Below are 20,971 nucleotides of genomic sequence, written 5' to 3' on the forward strand. Positions count from 1 at the left end.
GTCGATCCTGAGCCAAGGACATGGGTGGTTTCTGCTGGCTGACTTGTGCCCAGATGAATTTCGTTCGCTTCAATCGGGTGGCTTTCCAAGTGATCGAAAGCAGCAGATTAATTTCTTTACAACGGTTCTTGAGAAGTTGATGAAGAGGATGGATGTGGGCGAAATCCGAGTTTGAGATAACGCGTAAGATGGGTTGAAACCCGAAAACGGGGTCGGGAAACTTAGGGTCGGAGTGAGCTTTCTGCTCGTTTGGCTCATCTCGTTTGAACTCTTGGTGTCTCCCCGCCGACGCTGATGTCGGCGGGTGATCTATTCAAAACCAATCTGCCGGGAGGCGGCACGCCGGCGCCGAAGGTGCCGAACGTGCAGACGCTGTGGTTCAGCTACGACGCGGAGAACCGGGTGCAGGTGGTGAACGGCGCCTTGGTGAACGGTCAGATCGTGGTGGCGGGAAAGCAGGCGAACTCGGACGTGGAGTCGTACGCGCTGCACTACGACGCGGCGGGGCGGGAGACCGAGCTGACGGAGTATTTCGCGCCGGGGACGATCAGGAGTTACCTGGTCGGCAATCCGAAGATGGGTGAGCAAACGGAATATGAAGTCGACGTAAGCGGCTGGCGTTCGCACCAGACCAAGACGACCTACGACGTCGATGGCCGCGTGCTGCAGGTGAGCGAGCTGGGGCGGACGGGGCAGACCTGGTTCAAGGACGCGCCCGATCCGGCGCTGACGGCGCTGTCGACCGTGTACTACAGCACGGCCTTGGGCGGCAGCGGCTACTACAGCGCCGGGATGCTGGTGACGTACCGCTGCCAGAACCTGGCTGGCACGCACATGTGCACGACGACGTTCGGTAATTTGCCATCGAGCGCATTTCGCGAAGGTGGCGAACGGGCGGGTTCTCTTTTGGAACCATCTGCTTGACTGGGAAGGCTAGGGTGGCGAACTTCAAAGGCGGTACTTGCGTATTTGATTGATGGTTGACCAAAAGGGAGGTGGTGCTTGTGAGGATTTTTGCGTGCTTGGTGGGTTTGGTTATTTCCGTTACCTCAACGGCGGTTGTGGCTCAGAGCAAGACCATGGTGCTTGCGACAGGGGATTCGTATACCCGGCGAACGCCGTGCCAGAGTACGAATTACGAATATTGCGATATGAATTATCAGCTTCTCCACGATCAAAGTTACGCCACCTATTTGAATCCCGCGACTTTTTATCGCGTGACGACCGGGGATAACTCTGGCCGGGGAGGGGAAACGTGTACTACCCAGGAGGCATTCAGTTCAGGACCTTGGACCGGGCAGGCTCGCGGCCTGCTTGCTCAAGTCAATGACAGGGTGGTTCGCAGGGCCGAAGGAGTGGTGAGCGTTCTGATTGGAATCAATGACGTCAATGCTTATGGCGTGTCATTGCCGGAATTGGGGAATTGCCTGCTGTCGCTTTATGAGGCGATGAGCGCGAAAAAAATCATTGCGCTCACATATCCTCCGGTATCGAATACGACCCGGGTATGGGCGCCAATGGGGGGGGGGCTGGCGGAGCAGAACAGGGTGCGCGTCAACCAGACGATTCGTACGGCGGTGACCTATTACAATTCGCGGCACAGTGAAAAGATCCGATTGGTCGATCTCGCCACGGTATGGCCCGATCCGGGCGCCTACACGGTAGACGGTGCCCATCCGAACGCCCAAGGAGCGATCCTGATGGCAAAGAGGTGGCTGCAAGACGTGTGCGGCGGGACTTCTTTCATTCCCAACTGCTACCTGCATTGAGCGTTGCTCTGCCGGGGGCCGTCTTGCGAGACGGCTCATCGGCAGGTGCCGTCCAGCGCGGAATAAACGGGGAATGCGGCTGTCCGACGATTTATCGGAGAATATCGGAAAGCCAGTTGTTCACCATTTCTTAGGCAGCCTCCTGACGATCGCCATCTGCCGATCGTTATTCTTGACGATGAAGCCGCCGCGGATGAGATTCCGCATGATGTTGCCTACCATCTCACGGCTGGCGCCGACGCGGTTGGCGATTTCCTGGTAAGTCAGGATGCGGGGAACGGTCCGTACATCGCCATTCATGAAGGTGTGCTCTTCCAGGAGCGAGGCGACGCGCTCATAAACGTCCTGCAGCACCAAGCTGCGATTCTGCCGGGTCAGGCGGCGTACCCGGCCGATCAGTCTGTGCACGAGGTATTCGCCGAAATCCGGAGCGTTGTGCAACAGTGCGGCCGCGGTTTTCCCATCGAGGGTTTTGCAGGTCGCGTCGGTGATGGCCTTGACGGAAGTCGAGCGGGGTCCTCCGTCCAGCATCAATTCGCCCAACAGTTCGCCGGGTTTCAGGACGCTGTAGACGACTTCCTGGTCGTTGTCGCCAGACGAATAGGCCTTGAGTTGCCCAGAGAGCAGGAGGAAAAGATGGTCCGCCTCGTCGCCCTCATGGAACAGGATGTCGCCGGCGGCGTAGTGGCGGATTTCGCCTTGGCGCAGCAGTTCCGCCTGTAGGCTGGGCGGAAGGTGAAGGGCCGATCCTGCGAGCTGTTCTTGCATAAGGGGCTTGGCTTCCATGGCCGGCAGGTAAGTGCATGCGTTGGTTCTTGGGGAGGATGGGCGGGCGCTTGCTAAACTTTCCGCGACCGTCCGGGACTCTGTGGAAGACAGGCTCGTCCGGTCGCGGCCGATGGGGCCGAACCATCATTTTAAGAGGATGCCCGGTGTACGAAAACCTCGACGATGCCGAATTGTTGCGCGCCGCGCTTGACGCCATGAACCGCGAGCATAATGCCGACGCCGTTTCGTTGCTCAAGATCCTGGTCGACCGCAACCCCGTGCATCCCTATGGGCACTACCTTCTGGCGGCGGAACACATGCAGCTGGGAATGGTGGACAGGGCGGAAGAAGGGTTTGCTCGTGCCGTGGCTTTGGCTCCCGACTTTCCGATCGCGCGTTTCCAGTTGGGACAGCTTTATCTCGTGAAGGGTGATGGTGCATTGGCGAAATCCACGCTCGCGCCACTGGCCGATCTGCCGTCCGGAACGGCGTTGGCCTCCTATGCGAAGGGGTTGATCGCCATGGTGGATGATGACGTTTCGGGTGCTGTTGAAGCACTCCAGACCGGGTTGGCTTGCGAACAGGAGATTCTCCCATTGGCCGGCGATATGCAGCGGTTGCTCGCCAACCTCATGGCGCCGACTGAGGATGGGGCGTTCCCTGCTGGCGTGGAAACCACCATGAGTGCGGCGCCGCTCTATCTGTCCGCTTACGGTAAGACCGATCCCTGATGACCATCGACAAGCTCGGCTCTGCCCAAAGCATTATCGCGGCGCTGCGGACGGAAGCTGGGCAGCGCAATGCGCGGGCGCAGGGCAAACCGGATGCGTTTGCGGAAAGGGCGGCTATGCCCGCACCGCGCAAGGATGTGGCGGCCCTGCGCAGGCAGATGGCTGAAATCGTCCAATCGGTCGATGTGCGCGATGCGGATGCGGTGCGCAAGGTGCGGCCCCGGATGGTTCGTACCGTCCTGCTCTGGGAGTTTGGGCCGGAGCTGCGCGAGCATCCGGAATGGCAGGCAATGCTGGAATCGATTACCAGCGCGCTTGAGGGGCAGGGCGCTGACGGAGAAGCTGAGTTCGTCCAGCTGATTGAAGCGCTAAAACGTTGATTCTCCGAGTGGGCGGCCAGGAACGGAAAAATTACCGTTGACGCTGAAGGCGGCTCTCTCCACACTCGCCGCCCAACGTGGGCTAGGGGGCGAATCGCAATAAGCGGTTCGCATCGCTCCGCGTTCGCGACAGGGGTATTCCCACGATCGGTGCTGACCTCGTGCAATGGACGGGGATGGGGTGGTTTTGCTTTATGGAAAGTACGGATGAAAGGAATCAGCGCATCGCGCAGTTGCGGGGTTTCCTTGCAATCGATCCTGCGAATGTTCTCTTGGCTTGCGATTTGTTCGATGCACTCGTCGAAGTGGGCGACGTCGGGCAGGCGGTAATGCTGCTGGAAACACTGCCGCAGCAAGCGCAGGTCGATGCGGCGATCCGTTTCCGCCTGGCGCGTGCTGGCCTGATGCAGGGACGTTATGCCGACGCCGCGCAATGGCTGGGTAGTTTGATCGGCGAAGGACATGCGAATGCGGCCCTGTGGCATGACTTGGCGTTCGCGCAGCTGTGCCTGCGCGATACGCAAGCCGCACGCGTGACTTTGGCCGATGCGCAAGAGCGATTTGGCGACGACGTGGAACTGGACGTATTGGCCGCGCGCGTGGCGATGATGGACGAAGATTTCCCGCAGGCGCTGGAGCGGCTGGATCGTGCGCTTGCGCGAGCGCCTGCCCATGCGACCGCACAGGGCGTCCGTTCGCTTGCATTGCTCGACCAGGGCGATACCGAAGCGGGCTATGCGGCGGCGATGGCCTGTCTTGCAGCGCACCCGGCCGGCCAGCACGAAGCCTTGCTGGTTGCCGGCACTGTCGCCCTCTGGCGGCGGGCGCTGGATGAGTCGGAAACGCATTTCGCAAATGCATTGGCCCAGCATTCCAATTCCGGACGCTGCTTGTCGGGCCTGGGGCAGGTACGCATGCAGCAGCGCCGTCTTGGCGAAGCCAGGGCGTTGCTGCGGGATGCCACCGAGGCGATGCCGGACCATATCGGCACGTGGCATGCGCTGGCATGGGTGGACCTGCTGGAAGGCGAGATCGATGCAGCCGAAGCGAGCTATCAGCGCGCCTACGATCTGGATCGCAATTTCGCCGACTCGCATGGTGGGCTGGCGCTGATCCATGTCCTGCGCGGGCGCAACGACGAGGCCGAGCTGGCCATCCGGCGCGCTCTGCGACTCAATCCGCAGTGCCCCACCGCGCTGTACGCGCAGACGCTGTTGCTCGATGCGGAGGGACGCGGAGATGAGGGGCTGCGTTTGCTTGGCAACCTGGTGCAGCCGGCCGACCTGCCCGAGGGCATGGAACTGGCCGAGCTTTCGCGCCTTCTGCGCGAGCGGTTCAAGGCGGATGCGCGCTGAGCCATGGACGCGGATACCGCCATGCAGTTGATGGCCGAGATGCTGTTCGCGGCGGTGAAGGTATCGCTTCCGTTCCTGCTGGCGGCATTGGCCGTGGGGTTGATCGTGTCGATCCTGCAAGTGGTGACGCAAATCCAGGAGATGACCCTCACCTTCGTGCCGAAGCTGATCGTGGTGGTGCTGGTGTGCGTGATGCTGGGCGGCTGGATGCTCTCCGTGATGGTGGAACTGACTCGGCGCATGTTCGAAACGGCGGCGGCATTCTGACGTGACGACCATCGAGGCCACCGTGCTGCTGCTCGGATTCGCCACCCTGCGCTATGCGCCGGTGCTGGCGGTTCCTGCGGTATCGCCGATGGCCTGGGCGCCGCCAATGGTCCGCATGGTATTGCTGCTGGCGGTGGCAGGTCTGACGGTCATGGCCATGCCGCTGGCGAAGCCCATGCCGTATTGGGGCGAGAGCGGTGGCCTGCTGCTGGCCGGCGCGAGCGAGCTTTTGATCGGGATGACGTTCGGGCTCGCGATTCTGCTCCCGCAGGCGGGAATCGGCATGGCGGCCCGCCTGGCCGACATGCAGGCGGGCCTGAGCGCGGCTTCTCTGCTCAATCCGACCGGACAGCACGAACCCGAATCCTTGCTGGGAAGCCTGCTCCTGCTGGCGGCGACCGTGCTGTTCTTCACTCTGGACCTGCACGTCGAGCTGTTCCGCCTGCTTGCCGTGAGCGTGCGCGTCCTGCCGCTGGGCATGATCGGGCTGCATCTGGAGCCGGTGGCGTTCCTGTCGATGGTGAGCGGCAGCTTCGCGCTGGGCCTGGTGGTGGTGGCGCCGCTTGTCGTCGGCCTGTTCGCGGTCGATCTCGCGGTGGCCTATGCGACTCGCTCGATGCCGCAGGCCAACGTGTATTTCCTGGCTCTTCCGCTGAAGGTGGCGGTCGCCATGCTGTTGCTGGCGTTGACGCTTGCCTATGCACCTACCCTGATCGGCCGCCTCTATCAGGATGCGCTGGTCCGTCTTCCCGCCTTGTTCGGAACCTGAACGATGGCGGCCGAAGACCAGGACAAGACCGAGCAGCCTACGCATTACCGCCTCGAGGAGGCGCGCCGGCGTGGGGAAGTGTCCAAGAGTTCCGATGTCATCGGTACCGCCGTGCTGATCGTGTTCGCGGCGACGCTCGCGCTGACGGGTGCCTGGATCGCGCATGCATTGGCCGAAGCCATGCGGGGCACCCTGCTGCTGGCGGGAGGCAGGCCGATGCCGGGCGGCGAATTGGCCGCATGGTTGGGAGCGGCATGGGCGCCGGTGTGGCGGTCGTTGTCGCCGTTGGCGCTGGCGCTGGTCGTGGTGGCGGTGGTCGCCAACGTCGCGCAGACGGGGCCGGTGTTCAGCGCGCATCCGATCAAGCCCGATTTCAACCGCATGAATCCGGCGCAGGCGCTGAAGCGCCTGTTCTCGATGCGCATGCTGTGGGAGCTGGGCAAGATGGCGCTGAAGCTGGGCCTGCTTGCCGTGCTGGCCTATGCGATGTTCCGGCAGATGCGCGGATTCACCGAAAGCGCCGCGGCAACGTCCCCGCAGCGCTTGCCTTCGCTTCTGCAGTCGGCGTTCGTGCGGACCTCGATCTACGTGCTGATGATCCTGTCCCTGTTGGCGGTGGTCGACCTGTTCATGACCCGCCGCGAGTACATGCGGAAAATGCGCATGAGCCGGCGCGAGCTGCGCGACGAGCACAAGCGACGCGACGGTGATCCGGAAATCAAGTCCAAGCAGAAGCGGCTGATCCGCGACCTGCTGAAGAAGGCGCGCTCGATACCGCGGGTCGCCGAGGCCGACTTCGTGTTGACCAATCCCACCCACTACGCCGTGGCGCTGCGCTACCAGCCGGCTTCGATGCGCGCGCCGGTGGTGCTGGCGAAGGGCGCGGGTTTCATGAGCCGAAGGATCCGCGAGGTGGCGCGTCGGCATGGCGTTCCCATCCTGCGGAAGCCGGCGCTGACGCGTGCGCTTTACCGCGAGTGCGATCTCGACGCGCCCGTGCCCGAGATGCGCTACGCGGAACTGGCCCCGATCTATCGCTGGTTGTTCGCCCGGCGCAATGGGGAGCGCCCGGCATGAGGGAGCTGCTGTCCCAGGTCTGGTCGGGCCGGCGCGATCTTGCGCTGGTGATCCTGATGATCAGCATCCTGATGGTGCTGTTCGCGCCGATCCCGTCGGTGCTGCTGGATTTCCTGCTGGTCATCAACATCACCCTGGCGCTGTTGATCCTGTTGGCGACTTTCTTCACCGAAACGCCGCTCAAGTTCTCGACGTTCCCGACCATCCTGCTGCTGGCGACCCTGTTCCGGCTGGCGCTGAACGTGTCGGCGACCCGCCTGATCCTGGAGGGCGCCAATGCGGGTCGGGTGATCAATGCGATCGGCAGCTTCGTGGTGGGCGGCAACTATGTCGTCGGCATCGTCGTGTTCCTGATCCTGGTGGTCGTCCAGTACGTGGTCGTCACCAACGGCGCGCAACGCGTGGCGGAGGTGGCCGCCCGGTTCACTCTGGACAGCATGCCCGGCAAGCAGATGAGCATCGATGCCGACATGAACATGGGGCTGATCGACGAGCACGAAGCGCGCCGCCGCCGCGCCCAGCTGGAAAAGGAATCGAGCTTCTACGGCGCCATGGACGGCGCCACCAAATTCGTGAAGGGCGATGCCATCGCCGGCATCATCATCATCCTGATCAACATCACGGCCGGCTTGGCCGTTGGCATTGCCCAACTGGGCATGCCGTGGGGCGAGGCGGTTCAGCGCTTCACGCTGCTCACCATCGGCGACGGCATCGTCACCCAGATTCCGTCGCTGGTGATTGCGGTGGCGACCGGCATCATCATCACCCGTGCCGCTTCGGACAATCAGCTCGGCAAGGAAATTCCGCGCCAGGTGTTTTCCAATCCAAAGGCGCTGGCGGTGGCGGCCGCCGCGCTGGTGGTGTTGCTGGTGCTGCCCGGCTTTCCGGCGCTGCCCGTCCTGCTGGTGCTCGCTGGGGTCGTGGGTATCGGCATCCTCGCGGCGCGCAAGAGCGGTGCGCCGGTGGAGGACATGCCTGCGCCGGCGGTCGAGCGCCCGGTGAAGGACGATCTCCAGCAGTTGATGAAGATCGATCCGATCGAAATCGGTTTCGGCAGCGCGCTGGCGGGCACCTTTCTTGCGCCCGAATCCGACTTCGGCGATCGCGTGGCGAACCTGCGCAGGCAGTTCGCGCAGGACTTCGGCTTCATCGTGCCGCAGGTCCAACTCGCGGCGAAGGCGGAATTGCGCGAGGACGCGTACGAAATCCTGGTTCAAGGCAATCGCGTAGGCCGCAGCGAACTGCAGGTGGACCGCATCCTCGCGATCAATCCGGGCGGCCAGCGGGCCAAGTTGGACGGCGTCGAAACCCGTGATCCAGCCTATGGATTGCCTGCGCTCTGGATCGGCAAGGAGTCCAGGCAGTTCGCCCGCAGCGCCGGATACACGCTGGTCGATCCCGATACCGTGTTGATGACACACTTCAGCGAGATTGCCAAGCGGCACGCTCCGGAGCTGCTCACCCGGAGCGAGACGGAACGCCTGGTCAACCGGCTGCGCGATCAGCATGCCTCGCTCATCGACGAACTGGTGCCGAACGTGCTGACCTATTCGGACATCCAGAAGGTGTTGCAAATGCTGCTGCGCGAGCAGGTCAGCGTGCGCAACATGGAGTCGGTGCTGGAAGTGCTGGTCGACGCCGGCAAGACCACGAAAGCGCCGGAAGAACTGGCCGAACGCGTCAGGGAACGTCTCGGTAGCAGCATCTGCCAGCGCCTGAGCGATCCGGCGGGCGAACTGCACGTGCTTACGCTGGCTCCGGAGATCGAGCGCACGTTGCTCGGGAATCTGCGCAACGGCACCGCCAAAGGTTCGGTGTTCGGCGACATGGCGACGCTGGACGGCTTCATGAAGAGCCTGGCGAGGCAAGCCGAGGCGATGATGGGGCGCAGCCTGCAGCCGGTGCTGCTGTGCCCGTCGTCGATCCGCCGCCCCTTGCGCGGCATGTTGCAGCGCTCGCTGCCTTACGTCTCCGTCGTTGGCCTGAACGAGGTGCCTTCTACCACGACGGTCCGCTCGTTCGCTGCCGTTACGGCGACGGCCGCATGAGGATGCCATGACAGACCCGATCCAGTCCGTTGCGCGTGCCCTGGGCGACGACATCGCCACGTTGAACGCGATCAGCCACAACGTTGCCAACATCAACACGCCCGGCTTCCGGGCGGAAAAGGCCTTGTCCGGTTTTGGAGCCCTTCTCCAGTCCGAGCGACCGGCGATGGCGCGTGATCTGTCGGACGGACCGTTGAAGCAGACCGGCAGCGCCCTCGACCTTGCGCTGCGGGGCAAGGGGTTTTTCGTGGTCGAGCGGGATGGTGCACCGGTGCTGGTGCGTTCCGGGCAATTCCGGCTGGATGTCGACGGGATGCTGGTGAACGCGCGCGGCGATCGCGTGCAGAGCACGGCCGGTGCGCCGATTGCGCTGGACGGAAAGAGCGTTCGCGTGGATTCGACCGGCGAACTCTGGAGCGGGGGCGAATCGCTCGGCAGCCTTCGTCTGGTCGATGTGCAGGAGCCCGAAAGATTGATCGCGCTGGATGGAGGCGGGTTCCGCTACGACGGCGAGTTTGCCGAATGGCATGGAAAGGTCGAGCAGAGCGCCGTCGAAAGTTCCAACGTCGACGCGGCAGCCGAAACCATCCGCCTGATGGAGCTGGTCCGGCACGTGGAATCCGTGCAGCGGGCGATTTCCATCTACGACAAAGCCATGGAAACCGGCGTGGGCCGGATTGGCGAGAACTGACGGGAGGACACATGATCGACGCGCTTTACATCTCGGCGACCGGACTGCGCAGCCAGCAGGAGCAGATCGACGCCATTTCCAACAATGTCGCCAACATGCAGACGCCTGGCTTCAAGAAAAGCCGCGTCAGCTTCGCCGAAATCGCCCATGCGGGGGTATTGGAGTCCACGTCGCATGCGATGCATGGCGTGGGGGGCGGCGCGCGCGTCCAGGCGACGCTGCCGGTATTCAGCGAGGGCGAAATTCGCCCGACCCGCAACGCCACGGATCTCGCGATCGACGGCGCCGGCTTCTTCGAGCTGGAGAACGCGTTGGGCGAACGCGTCTATACCCGCGCCGGCCAGTTCCGCGTCGATGCGGACGGCTACCTGGTGTCGGTCGGAGGGCTTCGCCTTGCGCAGGGAATACGGATTCCGCAGGATGCGGCCGAGTTGCGCATCTCGGACACCGGCGAAATCACGGCGAAGCTGGGGAACGATGCCGAGCGCACGGAACTGGGCGTGCTCGAACTTGCGGGGTTCGCTTCGCCCGATGCCTTGCAGGCGATCGGCGAAAACAATTTCGTGCCGACCGACGCTTCCGGCGCCGCGAGCTTCGGGCGAGCCGGCGACCCCGGTTTCGGCAGGCTCCAGCAGGGATACCTGGAAATGGCGAACGTCGATCTGATCGACGAGATGACGTCGCTGGTGATGGCGCAACGCGCCTACCAGTTGAACGCGCGCGTCCTGCAGGCATCGGACCAGGTTCTGGAAACCATCAACAACCTGCGCCGATGATGGAACTGCAGCGCCCGCTTGGTCTTGCGCTTTGTCTCTCCGCCTTGCCGTGCGGCGCGGCGAACGGCGTGCATGTGCCCGCCGCGGATCTGGTGGACGCCGCGCGCACCGCACTTCTTGCCAAGGCATCCGAAGCCGGCGTGCAGGTCGAACTGGCGGTGGCAGGGCGGGTCGGAGGGCTCGACTTTCCAGTGACCTCCGGGAGCGTTCCGAAAGTGTCGGTGACCCATTGGGAAGGTCCGTGGCTGCGTTCGCGCGTCGGCGTGCCCGTGCAGGTCCGGGTAGGAAGCCGGCAGACCACCGCTACGGTGTGGTTTGCGGTGACTGCGCCGGTACGCGGCGAGCTCTATGCGGATGGATTCGGCCGCGGCGAGCCGGCAGAAAAGCTCGTCTACCGCACGGGGTTGATGGATTTGGCAAGGCAACAGGGCCAGCGGACGGCGGATTCCGCTTCGCTGGAGGGCATGCGCCTGCGTCGAGCGGTGCGTGAGGGCGATCCGGTGCTGGTTTCGGATTTCGAGCCGGTGCCGATGATCAGCGCCAGGCAGACCGTGCGTGTCCTGGCGACCCGCGGCGCGGTGCGGCTGTCCGTACCTGCCCAGGCGCTTGCCGATGGCGATGCGGGACAGACGATCCCCGTGTTGCCCGCCAGCGCCACGAGCCCGATCCGCGCGCGCGTAGTCTCTCCCGAGGTGGTGACGCTTGAAAACTGAAGTCCGCAATTTCGTGGCGATGGCGCTGCTGCTCGCGTTGGGATGGTTGCCGTCCGGCGCGCACGGCCAGAGCCTGATCGATCCCGCGACTTTCCGCGGCCCGGCGGCCGACCGGCGCGCCTATCGCGTGGGCGATGTGCTGACGGTGTACGTGTCGGAAACCAGCCGTGCGCGCTCACAGGCGGGCACCGATACCGATCGGGGCACCGACATCGGGATCGGGTTGCATTCGCCTTCCACGACCTATGACGCAAACTTCGCCGCCAAGGGCAAGACCGCCGGCGCTGCCGAAACGAGGCGTATCGGGGAACTGCGGGCACAGCTGAGCGTGCGCGTAACGGACGTCGAACCCAATGGCCTGCTGCGCGTCAGCGGCGGGCAGACCCTGCTGGTGAACGGCGAACAGCAGCGCATCAACCTGAGCGGCGTAGTGCGGCCCGAAGACATCGCCGCCGGCAATATCGTCTGGTCGAGTCGCCTGGCCGAGGCGGACGTTTCCCTGGCCGGCGTCGGCATCGTGAGCGAAGCGCAGCGCCGCGGCCTGGTGTCGCGCATTTTCCGATGGCTGGGCCTGCTGTGATGCGGACGATCTTCCTGCTGTTGGCGCTGATTGCGGCTGCGAGCGCCGCCGCCCAGTCTCCGAGACCGGTGCGCCTGAAGGATCTGGCCCGGGTGGCGGGCGTGCGCGACAACCCGTTGACCGGCTATGGGCTGGTATTCGGTCTGGCGGGTTCCGGCGATTCGGCTCGCAATCGCGCGACTCTGCAATCCGTGGCCAACACGATGCGTGCATACGGCGTCAACGTCGAGCTGGACGATCTTGCAAGCCGGAACGTGGCGGCGGTCGTCATCACCTCCAAGCTCCCGGCGTTTGCGGAACCTGGGCAAACGCTGGACGTGCAGGTCGCTTCGGCTGGCGATGCGCGAAGCCTGAGCGGGGGGACGCTGTTGCTCGCGCCGCTGAGCGGCCCGGACGGGCGCGTCTACGCGGTTGCGCAGGGTGCGATCGCGGTAGGCGGCTACCAGTTCGAAGCGCCGGCCGCATCCTTGCAGAAGAACCATCCGACGGCAGGGGTGATTCCCGCCGGTGCGACCGTCGAGCAGGCGCCTCCCATCCAGGTGGGCGGGGACGGCCGGCACTTGAGCATCGTCCTGAACCAGCCCGACTTCACGCTTGCCAGCCGCATCGTGCAGGCGCTGCGTGCCGCGGCGCCGGGCATCGATGCGCGAGCGGAACACGCGGGGCGCATCAGCGTGGGCTATCCGGCGCCTCCTGGCGACCTGGTGGCGGAGATCGCCCGGCTCGAAAACATCGCCGTGGAACCCGTGCGCAAGGCGCGCGTGGTGGTCAACGAAAGGACCGGAACGGTCGTTGCGGGCGGCGACGTCCGGCTTGGACAGGTCAGCGTTTCTCAAGGCGACCTGCGCGTCGAAATCAAGACCCTGTACCAGGTGTCGCAACCGGGTGCCGTGTTCGGGCGCTCCGGCGACGGGGTACGCACGGCGGTGGTTCCGGATAGCCGGATCGAGGCGAGCGAGGAACCGGCTCCGGTCGTCAACGTGCCGGAAGGGGCCACGGTGGCCGACCTGATTTCCGCATTGCGCGCCATCCGCTTGCCCACCCGCGACGTGATCGCCGTACTCCAGTCCATCAAGGCCGCCGGCGCGCTCGACGGCGAACTGATCATCCAGTAGGAACCACATGAGCAAAGATCTCACCATCGAATCCGTGCGTCTCGCCCTCGGGATGCAGCAGCTTCGGGCGGAAATGGCGGCGCAGAACATCGCCAGCGCGAATATGCCGGGCGCACGCGCCATGCGGTTGGATTTCGGCGCCAGCCAGGCCCTGCTGACCCAGGCTGCAGGGCAGGGCGCGGACCTTGGGCCATCGCTGGGGCAGGCGCTTGCCGATGCCGCCTATGCGGTGCCGCATGCGGCAATCCCCGACCATGAAGGTGCGTCGATCCAGCTCGACGAACAGGTGGCCGATGCGGCCTCGGCCAACCTCGGCTATCAGGCGTTGAGCGAGGCATTGAGCCGCCGCTTCGGCCTGATGCGCCTGGCCATTGCAGGGAAGAACTGAACATGTCGGTTGAATCCATCATGGAAGCGACCCGCGTCGGGCTGGCCTACGAGCGGCTGCGCATGGAGGCCGCGAGCCGCAACATCGCGTCGTCCAACGTGCCGTTGCCGGCGAACGCCACCGCCACCCGTGCAACCGCCGGGGCATTTTCCGGCCATCTCGGCGGAGCGCATGCGCAACTGTTGGATTCGCCCGCAGCCACGCGGGCTGTCCACGATCCGGCCCACCCCCTGGCCGATGCGGAGGGCATGGTGCGCTACCCGGACATCGATCTGGTGGAGGAAATGACGTCCCTGATGACGGCCAGCCGCGGCTACGAAGCGAACGTGCGTGCATTCAACCTGCTGCGCGGCATGGTGGCCAAGGCGTTCGAGATCGGAGCGAAATGATGCAGATCGATGCCATCGGCGCGATCGCGCCATCCGCAATGACCTCTCTTTCGGAGGCAACGAGCGCGTCGAACTCGCCTGCTGCCGATTTCGGCCAGTGGGTGGGCGACGGTGTGGCCAGGCTGGACGACAGCCTGCGGAGCGCGGATTCGGGACTGCGGGCAATGGCCGCCGGCCAGGACGTTCCGGTGCATGACGTGATGATTTCGCTCGAACACGCGCGCATGCAGTTGATGTTCATGGTCGAAGTCAGGAACCGCGTGGTCGAGGCGTATCAAGAATTGATGCGCATGCAGCTTTGAGGCGAGCAGGAAAATGAAGTTGATGGAACTCTTCAAGGGACTGGGGACGGCTGCGCGGGCAGGGTTCATCGCGGGCGCGCTGGTGATCGTGGCCGGTGCTGCCATGGCGCTGTGGTGGGTGCTGTCCCCGGACTACCAGTTGCTGTTTGGTGGGCTAAGGGAAACGGATGCCGCGGAAATCGCGAAATCATTGAAGGATTGGAAGGTGCCTTACCGCTTCGCCGACGGCGGGCGCAGCATCGAAGTGCCCGCCGATCAGGTCTACGACACGCGGATGAAGCTGGTGTCGGAAGGCGTGCCGAGCGGCGGGCACGTCGGCTTCGAGCTGTTCAACGATTCCGATTTCGGCGTCACCGAGTTCGCCCAGCGCGTCAACTACCAGCGCGCCGTGCAGGGCGAGCTGGAGCGCAGCATCGCCGCGCTTCCGGGTGTGCAATCGGTGCGCGTGCATCTGACCATCCAGCGTCCCGGCCTGTTCGTCGGGCAGGACGACAGCTCCAAGGCGTCGGTCGTCGTCGGGCTGGCGGCGGGAGAATCTCTGACGTCGGCGCAAGCGCGCGGCATACGCAATCTGGTGGCGTCCGCAGTGGAAGGATTGTCGCCATCCGCGGTCGTGGTGCTGGGTCCTGGCGGCGTATTGCAAGGCGGGAACTCGGGAGAGGACGGCGCGTGGGATCAGGACGAAGAGCGGAACGCGTTCGAGAAGCGCATCCGGGAAAACGTCAACGATCTGCTGGGTTCGGTTTTCCGGTTGCAGAACTTCCGGGTCTCGGTGGATGTGCAGCTGAACTTCGACAAAGTCCATCGCGTCAGCGAGCGGGTGATTGCGCAAGGCGACGGCGGTAACGGCTTGGTGAAGCACAAGCGGGTGACGCGGACCGGTGGCGGAACGAGCGGAACCGGCGAGGCGCCGGCGACGTCGAATCAGGAAGAAGTCGACTATGCGCACGGAAGCGAACGGGAAGAGCTGGTGAAAGCGCCCGGTCGCATCGAACGCATCTCCGTGGCCGTGCTGGTGCCTTCGACTCTGAGCTCGTTCGATCTTGGGCGTTTGCGGCGTCTCGTCACGGCGGCTGCCGGTCTCGATCCGGAACGTGGCGATGTCCTTGAAGTCACGCCGATGGTGCAGGCCGAAGAAGGCCTCGATGGCGATGTGGCGTCCGTGAAGGCCGCCTCGTCTCTGGATGCCCGGGATCCGGTAGCCATTCCCGCCAAATCCAACCAGCTGCGGATTCCGCCGGCATTCTGGCTGGTGCTGGTCGGCGGGGCATGCCTGCTGTGCGGATGGTGGCTGTCGCGGCTGGTGCAGCCGCCGCCCAAGCGGCATCGGCCCGAGGAACGCGACGCCATCCTGGCAAAAATGCGCAAGTGGCTTGCCGAAGGCGGGGATGCCGCATGAGCGCCATCGGCCTGCGCAAGGTGGCGCTGTATCTCGCATCCCTGGACGAGCGCGAGCGCAGGGCGCTGACGGTGGGCTTGCCGCCGGCTTCGATGCAGGTCTTGCAACCACTCATCGCCGAAGTCATTCGGCATGGTTGGCGCGATCCCGAGCTCGTCGGACGCGCGCTTGCAGGAGACATGCAGGGCTTGACGGCGCAATCGACGCTTCCGGTGGAAACCTTGTCGAAGTTGGCGGAGCGGCTTCCCGCAGACTGGATTGCTCGCGTCTTCGCGGCGAATCCCGCCATCGACACGCACTTCCTGGTGGCGATGCTGGATGCGCCGGTCTCGCTGCAAGTGCGGAACGAGTTGAAGCGGATTCCAAAGCTTCCCGAAAAGCTCCGTGAAGCCATTCTTGCGGAAGCCGACGAGCTGCAGGAGGAACAATGCGTCGCCTGACGCCGGAAACCCTGCGGATCCCCACCCAGCCAGTCCGGCTGGGTGCTGCCGTTGTGCAGCCCATTCCCCGCGAACCGATCGAGCGGGAGGATGATGCAAAAAAGATGCTCCAGACCGCCTACGACGAAGCTCGTGACCGCGGCTTCGACGAAGGGATGAAGGATGCCGCGCGCGAGATCGACCGGCGCGTGGAGAAAATCGCCCAGCGTTTGGAGCGGGAACATGCCGACGAAACGCGGAAGCTGCAGGAACGGGAAAGTGCGCTGCGGCGGCTGTGCGAGGGCGTCGCCGATGCCATCGGGAATTTCGGAAAAGGCAGTGAGGACGTGGCGGTGGAGGCGGCCTACGCGGCGCTGGTGCGTCTGTTGGGGGCTTCTGCAGCGGATCGCTCGCTTCTGCAGACGCACTGCTTGGCTGTGATCCGCGAATTCGGCGATCCGCCGGCAACGTTGCGGGTCAGCGAAGGCGATCTGGAACTGCTGGATCTTGCGGCGCTTCCTCTTCCGGTCGAAGCCGATCGCAGGCTTGCGTCCGGGCAGTGCATCATCGAAACGGCCAGGGGGCAGTTCGATTGTGGATTGGATGCCCGTCTCGATGCGATCCAGCAGGCATTTCTCACTGGCTTGCGCGAGCACCGGAGCGCGTCGGCATGAAGCTGGCGAACCGGCTCATTGAAAAGCTCGGGGAAGCGGAGATGGTGCAGCGTCTTGGGCGTCTGGAAGCGTTCAATGGGCTGGTAATCGAATCGATAGGTCCCGATGCGCGCCTCGGCGAACTCTGCGAATTGATGCCGTGCGATGGCAGGGAGGCAATTCAGGCGGAAGTGGTTGGCTTTCGGCAGGGGCGCGTGTTGCTGATGCCTTACGGAAACGTGCACGGCATTTCGCCAGGCAGCCGGATTCGTGCGACCGGCAGGGCATTGCGCGTTCCCGTGGGAGACGCGCTGCTGGGACGCGTCGTGGATGCGTTCGGACGGCCGCTGGATGCGAAAGGCGAGCTGCATCTGTCAAAGCACTATCCGTTGCACCGCGAGCCGATCAATCCCTTGGAACGCGCGGCGATCTCCGATGTGCTGGAAACAGGCATTCGGGGCGTGGATGGACTGCTGACGATGGGCGTCGGTCAGAGGATGGGCGTGTTCGCCGGCAGCGGCGTGGGCAAGAGCACGCTGCTTGGCATGATGGCGCGCCATGTGCGCGCCGATGTCACCGTATTGGCCCTGGTTGGGGAGCGGGGGCGGGAAGTTGGCGATTTCCTGTCGCATGCCTTGGGCGAGGACGGGCTTCGTCGTTCCGTGGTGATCGCGGCGACCGCGGACCAGCCCGCGCTGGTCCGCACGCATGCGGTGCACGCGGCACACGCCGTGGCCGAGTATTTTCGCGACCAGGGGAAATCGGTGCTCCTGATCGTGGATTCGATGACGCGTTTTGCGATGGCACAGCGTGAGATTGGCCTGGCCACCGGAGAACCACCGACCTTCCGCGGCTATACGCCATCGGTCTTCGCACAGCTCCCGCGTCTGCTCGAGCGATGCGGACGGCTCGCGCGAGGCGGGTCGATCTCGGCCATCTACAGCGTGCTGGTCGAGGGCGACGACATGAACGAACCCGTCACCGACCACATGCGCGCCATTCTCGACGGCCATATCGTGCTGACCCGCGAGCTAGCGGCACGCGGCCATCTGCCGGCCATCGACATGCTGCAAAGCACCAGCAGATTGATGGGGCAACTGGCTTCCAAGGACGAGCAGGCCGTAGCGCGCGAGATCAAACGGTTGATCGCCACCTACGAGAGTTCCCGCGACCTGATCGAGCTGGGGGCGCATCAGCGTGGCGTGAACCCGCTGCTGGACACCGCGGTGGACAGGAAACCCCTGCTGGATGCCGTGCTTTCGCAGGCTCCGGGTGAAGCCACTCCGCGGATGGAGACGCTCGGCAAGTTGCGTCGGGCAATGGAGGCCACGGCATGAATCGACGGCTCGACAAGATGCGGAAGCTTGTCCGCTTCAGGGAATTCCGGGAATCGATGGCTGCCGACAGTATGCGCCAGCGGCTTGCCGAAGCGAAGGAGGCCTCGCGGACGCTCGATTCGGCGCAGGAAGCCGTTGAAGAGGCGGAATCCTGGAAGGCGCGTTCCCTTTCCGGGGGCAGCGTCGATATCGGCCTGTACGGCTTTGCGCTGGAGAACGAACAGGAGACGATGGCGCGCCGTGATGCCGCGAAAAGCGATCTCGAGGATTGTCGGCAACGCACGGAAAACGCCGCTAGCCAATGGCGTGAAGCGGCAACCGCGTCGCGCGTTGTCCGTGAGCGGGCGTTTGCGGAAAGTCGCCTTGTCATGGAGATCGGCGAGAAACGGATGTTCGATCAACTGGGCGATCTGCTGATTTCCAGGAAGGCGGATTCCAATGATTGACGTACGTGTAAATCCCGCCACTGTTCCGGTCCCGATCGAATCCGGGCAGCGGAAACCTGCGCAGGATTTTTGCAGGTTTCTGGAATCTAACGCTCGGGAGAGGGACAGCGAGGCCGCAGATGCCGCGCGTTTGCAGTATGGGGACGCACCTGGGCATGCCCCCATCTTGCCTGTCTTGAATGGCGAATTCGGAAAGCCGGAGGGCATGGTGGCCGAGGGCGAGTGTGCAGGAGTCATCGAGGTCGTGATGGACGACACGGTGGCTGGTGCCCGCAGTCCGGATTTGTGGTCAGTCGTCGATGCCGGAACCGTTACGCCATCGATTCAGACTGTGGCCGTGGAAGCACACTTCGCCGAGCAGGAAGCCGGATACGAAAAGGGAAGCGATGGCTCGTTCGCAGGAAGTGGTGCGCTGGTGTCGATTCAGGACGCGCCGCAAATGCAAATGCGGACTGGTCCGGAGTGCGAGGAGTGGGTTCTCCGTCCTTGGCGCTTGCAGGCAGGGATGGGTCTTTCCTATCGGAGCGGAAATTCCCTGCCATTCCAGATGGATGGGAACACATTCGCCGCTGCGGCCGATGGGCCAAGTGCAGGTGAGGGAAAAGCCCCATTGATCGGTTCTGCAGGCGAAAGAGTATGGCCCGTATTGCAGGAAAACCTGCCGGTCGTTCCCGCGCATGGCGGAGCGATGCTTTTGATCGCCGGCAATGGTGCGGATGGCGCCGATCCATACGCCCAGGCTGTCATCGGAAGCTGGAACAAGGGTGCATGGGTCCATTGGGCTCAACGATTGTTGCGCTGGAATGCAGGCGCGACTGAGAGTGAGAACGCCACCGCATGGGTGCGTGATTTCTCTCTCGAAGCAGACGAGATGCCCAGTCTGGTTGCCTCGCTGCGTGCATTTTCGGCAGGTCAGGGAATTTCGCTGGGCCGCATCGTGGTCAACGGACGCGAAGCCTGGGCGGCGGCTGGCTATTCACAACACATGGAGCGGAAAGGCGATGGCCGTTGATGCGATAGGGAGCGTTCTCAACGCTCAAAGCACGGAAACAAGCAAACAGAACAGCATTGATCAGGAAAGCTTCATCAAGCTGTTCCTGTCGCAGCTGCAATTCCAGGATCCGCTCGAACCGGTCGACAACCGCGAGTTTCTGGCGCAGCTGGCGCAGTTCTCGAACCTGGAGCAGGTGCGCCAGACGACCGCCAATACCGAAGGGCTGCTGGTCATGCAATCGTCTTCCCAGGCATTGAGCCTGCTCGGCAAGACGGTGTCGCTCGTTGGCGACGGTACGGTCATCGATACCGGAGCGGTGATTGCCGTGGGGTTCACCAATTCCGGGCCGGAATTATCCGTGCAGACCACTTCAGGCCAAGTGCTCTCGAACGTCAGGCTTTCCCAAATCACCCTCGCGAAATAGCCACTGGAGTCAAGCGACATGTTCCATGCACTCTTCAACAGTTTGTCCGGGCTTTTCAGCTTCTCCAAGAGCCTCGATACCGTCAGCAACAATGTGGCGAACATGAACACGCCGGGTTTCCGCGGAAGCGATTCGTTCTTCGAGAACGTCAACGGCGGACGCGGTACGCGCATCGGTGGTGAGGGCGTGCGCGCCAATGCGGGAGATATCCGACAGACAGGTACGTCGACCGACCTGGCGATCGATGGAAGCGGCTATTTCATCCTGCGTGACGAACAGGGACGTTTCTTTTACACCCGCGCCGGTCAATTCCGTTTCGACGAGGCCGGTCGCCTGATCGATACCGCAACGGGCTATGAAGTCATGGCGATCGATGTACAGGGGAACTTGCAGGCCATCGATCTCGACGATTACCGCACGCTACAGCCGCAAGCGACGGGTGCCGTCCGGATGAGCGGCAATATCGTGCCGGGCACGGCGACCACGAATGTCGGTTCCATCCAGATTTACGACACGACGGGGGGTGTGCATACGCTCACCGCGACGTTGACCGACAATGGTACCGTGACCGCCGGCAGCTATCTCGTATCGGTCGTGGACGAAACCGGTGCAACCGTCGGTAGCGGCGAGGTGCGTTTCGGAACGGACGGGACTCCGGTTGCCGCTTTCAACGCATTGACCCTGAATCTTTCCTATGGCGGTGTCGCTCAGGCCGTAACGCTCAATTTCGGTACGCCCGGCGCCTTCGACGGCGCCACCCGGTTGACCGGAATCGCCGCGAGTCTGAAGGCGCAAGCGCCCGACGGCCATCCGCTGCTTGGCGTCACCAGCCTGTCTTTCGACGACGAAGGCGTCATGCAGCTTGTTTATTCCTCGTCGGAAAAGCGCCAGGGTCCGCAGATCGCGTTGGCGTCGTTTCCGAGCGACAGCACGCTCGACATGGTTGGCGGACGCCTGGTCGCAGGTGCCAGCGTCGTCGGTCGCGAGATCGGGCGGCCCGGTGCCGGCGGTCTGGGGCGCATCGCCGGCAGCAGCCTGGAGATGTCGAACGTCGACCTCAATCAGGAGTTCGCGGACATGATCATCATCCAGCGCGGCTATCAGGCCAGTTCGCGGGTGATGACCGTCAGCAACGAAATGATCGAGCAGTTGTACAACAGCTCGCGGGGCGGTTGATGCGC

At 63.7% G+C, this 20,971-nt stretch carries 26 protein-coding genes; 25 read left to right on the forward strand and 1 reads right to left on the reverse strand.

Annotation, left to right across the window (positions count from 1 at the left end):
* Positions 1-294 precede the first annotated feature (294 nt).
* Positions 295-924 carry a hypothetical protein gene (locus tag H9L17_RS14280; RefSeq protein WP_187570082.1) on the forward strand — a complete coding sequence of 210 codons (630 nt, stop codon included), beginning with the start codon at positions 295-297 and terminating at the stop codon, positions 922-924.
* Between the two features lie 155 nt (positions 925-1,079).
* Positions 1,080-1,769 carry an SGNH/GDSL hydrolase family protein gene (locus tag H9L17_RS14285; protein ID WP_343044068.1) on the forward strand — a complete coding sequence of 230 codons (690 nt, stop codon included), beginning with the start codon at positions 1,080-1,082 and terminating at the stop codon, positions 1,767-1,769.
* 120 nt (positions 1,770-1,889) lie between these two features.
* Here H9L17_RS14285 and H9L17_RS14290 read toward each other — a convergent pair whose 3' ends face one another.
* Positions 1,890-2,555, reverse strand: coding sequence for a Crp/Fnr family transcriptional regulator (locus H9L17_RS14290; RefSeq protein WP_187570084.1), 666 nt, complete (start codon positions 2,553-2,555; stop codon positions 1,890-1,892).
* A 146-nt stretch (positions 2,556-2,701) separates the two neighbouring features.
* Here H9L17_RS14290 and H9L17_RS14295 point away from each other — a divergent pair, with 146 nt between their 5' ends.
* From H9L17_RS14295 to flgF, 23 genes are all read left to right on the forward strand, one after another.
* Complete coding sequence (locus H9L17_RS14295) at positions 2,702-3,268, forward strand: tetratricopeptide repeat protein (RefSeq protein ID WP_187570085.1); 567 nt, start codon at positions 2,702-2,704, stop codon at positions 3,266-3,268.
* Entirely contained in the window at positions 3,268-3,648 is a 381-nt protein-coding gene (locus H9L17_RS14300) for a hypothetical protein (RefSeq protein WP_187570086.1), read from the forward strand. Before H9L17_RS14295 ends, H9L17_RS14300 begins: the two co-directional genes overlap by 1 nt.
* A gap of 194 nt (positions 3,649-3,842) precedes the next feature.
* Positions 3,843-5,003, forward strand: coding sequence for a tetratricopeptide repeat protein (locus H9L17_RS14305; protein WP_187570087.1), 1,161 nt, complete (start codon positions 3,843-3,845; stop codon positions 5,001-5,003).
* A 3-nt stretch (positions 5,004-5,006) separates the two neighbouring features.
* Positions 5,007-5,270 (forward strand): flagellar biosynthesis protein FliQ, encoded by a 264-nt coding sequence (gene fliQ, locus H9L17_RS14310; RefSeq protein ID WP_187570088.1) that lies wholly within the window; start codon positions 5,007-5,009, stop codon positions 5,268-5,270.
* A gap of 1 nt (position 5,271) precedes the next feature.
* Positions 5,272-6,039 carry a flagellar biosynthetic protein FliR gene (locus tag H9L17_RS14315; RefSeq protein ID WP_187570089.1) on the forward strand — a complete coding sequence of 256 codons (768 nt, stop codon included), beginning with the start codon at positions 5,272-5,274 and terminating at the stop codon, positions 6,037-6,039.
* 3 nt (positions 6,040-6,042) lie between these two features.
* Positions 6,043-7,116 (forward strand): EscU/YscU/HrcU family type III secretion system export apparatus switch protein, encoded by a 1,074-nt coding sequence (locus H9L17_RS14320; protein WP_187570090.1) that lies wholly within the window; start codon positions 6,043-6,045, stop codon positions 7,114-7,116.
* Positions 7,113-9,164, forward strand: coding sequence for a flagellar biosynthesis protein FlhA (locus H9L17_RS14325; RefSeq protein WP_187570091.1), 2,052 nt, complete (start codon positions 7,113-7,115; stop codon positions 9,162-9,164). The genes H9L17_RS14320 and H9L17_RS14325 overlap by 4 nt, the downstream gene beginning before the upstream one ends.
* 7 nt (positions 9,165-9,171) lie before the next feature.
* A complete protein-coding gene (locus H9L17_RS14330) occupies positions 9,172-9,855 on the forward strand; it encodes a flagellar hook-basal body protein (protein ID WP_187570092.1) in 684 nt (227 codons plus the stop codon).
* A gap of 11 nt (positions 9,856-9,866) precedes the next feature.
* Positions 9,867-10,631: a flagellar basal-body rod protein FlgG gene (gene flgG, locus H9L17_RS14335; protein WP_187570093.1), complete on the forward strand. Its 765-nt coding sequence runs from the start codon at positions 9,867-9,869 to the stop codon at positions 10,629-10,631.
* Positions 10,628-11,344: a flagellar basal body P-ring formation chaperone FlgA gene (gene flgA / locus H9L17_RS14340; RefSeq protein ID WP_187570094.1), complete on the forward strand. Its 717-nt coding sequence runs from the start codon at positions 10,628-10,630 to the stop codon at positions 11,342-11,344. The genes flgG and flgA overlap by 4 nt, the downstream gene beginning before the upstream one ends.
* The gene (locus H9L17_RS14345) at positions 11,334-11,924 is read left to right on the forward strand and encodes a flagellar basal body L-ring protein FlgH (protein WP_246455103.1); all 591 of its coding nucleotides are present in this window, start codon (positions 11,334-11,336) and stop codon (positions 11,922-11,924) included. The genes flgA and H9L17_RS14345 overlap by 11 nt, the downstream gene beginning before the upstream one ends.
* Entirely contained in the window at positions 11,924-13,039 is a 1,116-nt protein-coding gene (locus H9L17_RS14350) for a flagellar basal body P-ring protein FlgI (RefSeq protein ID WP_187570095.1), read from the forward strand. The genes H9L17_RS14345 and H9L17_RS14350 overlap by 1 nt, the downstream gene beginning before the upstream one ends.
* Positions 13,040-13,046: 7 nt before the next feature.
* Positions 13,047-13,427 (forward strand): flagellar basal body rod protein FlgB, encoded by a 381-nt coding sequence (locus H9L17_RS14355; RefSeq protein WP_187570096.1) that lies wholly within the window; start codon positions 13,047-13,049, stop codon positions 13,425-13,427.
* 2 nt (positions 13,428-13,429) lie between these two features.
* Complete coding sequence (locus H9L17_RS14360) at positions 13,430-13,816, forward strand: flagellar basal body rod protein FlgC (RefSeq protein WP_187570097.1); 387 nt, start codon at positions 13,430-13,432, stop codon at positions 13,814-13,816.
* A complete protein-coding gene (gene fliE, locus H9L17_RS14365) occupies positions 13,816-14,118 on the forward strand; it encodes a flagellar hook-basal body complex protein FliE (RefSeq protein WP_187570098.1) in 303 nt (100 codons plus the stop codon). The genes H9L17_RS14360 and fliE overlap by 1 nt, the downstream gene beginning before the upstream one ends.
* A gap of 22 nt (positions 14,119-14,140) precedes the next feature.
* Entirely contained in the window at positions 14,141-15,517 is a 1,377-nt protein-coding gene (gene fliF, locus H9L17_RS14370) for a flagellar basal-body MS-ring/collar protein FliF (RefSeq protein WP_187570099.1), read from the forward strand.
* Positions 15,514-15,957 carry a hypothetical protein gene (locus H9L17_RS14375; protein ID WP_187570100.1) on the forward strand — a complete coding sequence of 148 codons (444 nt, stop codon included), beginning with the start codon at positions 15,514-15,516 and terminating at the stop codon, positions 15,955-15,957. Before fliF ends, H9L17_RS14375 begins: the two co-directional genes overlap by 4 nt.
* The gene (locus H9L17_RS14380) at positions 15,945-16,610 is read left to right on the forward strand and encodes a FliH/SctL family protein (RefSeq protein ID WP_187570101.1); all 666 of its coding nucleotides are present in this window, start codon (positions 15,945-15,947) and stop codon (positions 16,608-16,610) included. Before H9L17_RS14375 ends, H9L17_RS14380 begins: the two co-directional genes overlap by 13 nt.
* Entirely contained in the window at positions 16,607-17,926 is a 1,320-nt protein-coding gene (locus H9L17_RS14385) for a FliI/YscN family ATPase (RefSeq protein ID WP_187570102.1), read from the forward strand. The genes H9L17_RS14380 and H9L17_RS14385 overlap by 4 nt, the downstream gene beginning before the upstream one ends.
* A complete protein-coding gene (locus H9L17_RS14390) occupies positions 17,923-18,372 on the forward strand; it encodes a hypothetical protein (protein ID WP_187570103.1) in 450 nt (149 codons plus the stop codon). Before H9L17_RS14385 ends, H9L17_RS14390 begins: the two co-directional genes overlap by 4 nt.
* A complete protein-coding gene (locus H9L17_RS14395; RefSeq protein ID WP_187570104.1) occupies positions 18,365-19,384 on the forward strand; it encodes a hypothetical protein in 1,020 nt (339 codons plus the stop codon). The genes H9L17_RS14390 and H9L17_RS14395 overlap by 8 nt, the downstream gene beginning before the upstream one ends.
* Positions 19,374-19,790, forward strand: coding sequence for a flagellar hook assembly protein FlgD (locus H9L17_RS14400; RefSeq protein WP_187570105.1), 417 nt, complete (start codon positions 19,374-19,376; stop codon positions 19,788-19,790). The genes H9L17_RS14395 and H9L17_RS14400 overlap by 11 nt, the downstream gene beginning before the upstream one ends.
* A gap of 18 nt (positions 19,791-19,808) precedes the next feature.
* Positions 19,809-20,966, forward strand: a complete 1,158-nt coding sequence (gene flgF / locus H9L17_RS14405; RefSeq protein WP_187570106.1) for a flagellar basal-body rod protein FlgF — start codon at positions 19,809-19,811, stop codon at positions 20,964-20,966.
* The last annotated feature ends 5 nt before the right edge of the window (positions 20,967-20,971 follow it).

This window comes from Thermomonas brevis (assembly GCF_014395425.1).
Taxonomy (GTDB): Bacteria; Pseudomonadota; Gammaproteobacteria; order Xanthomonadales; family Xanthomonadaceae; genus Thermomonas; species Thermomonas brevis.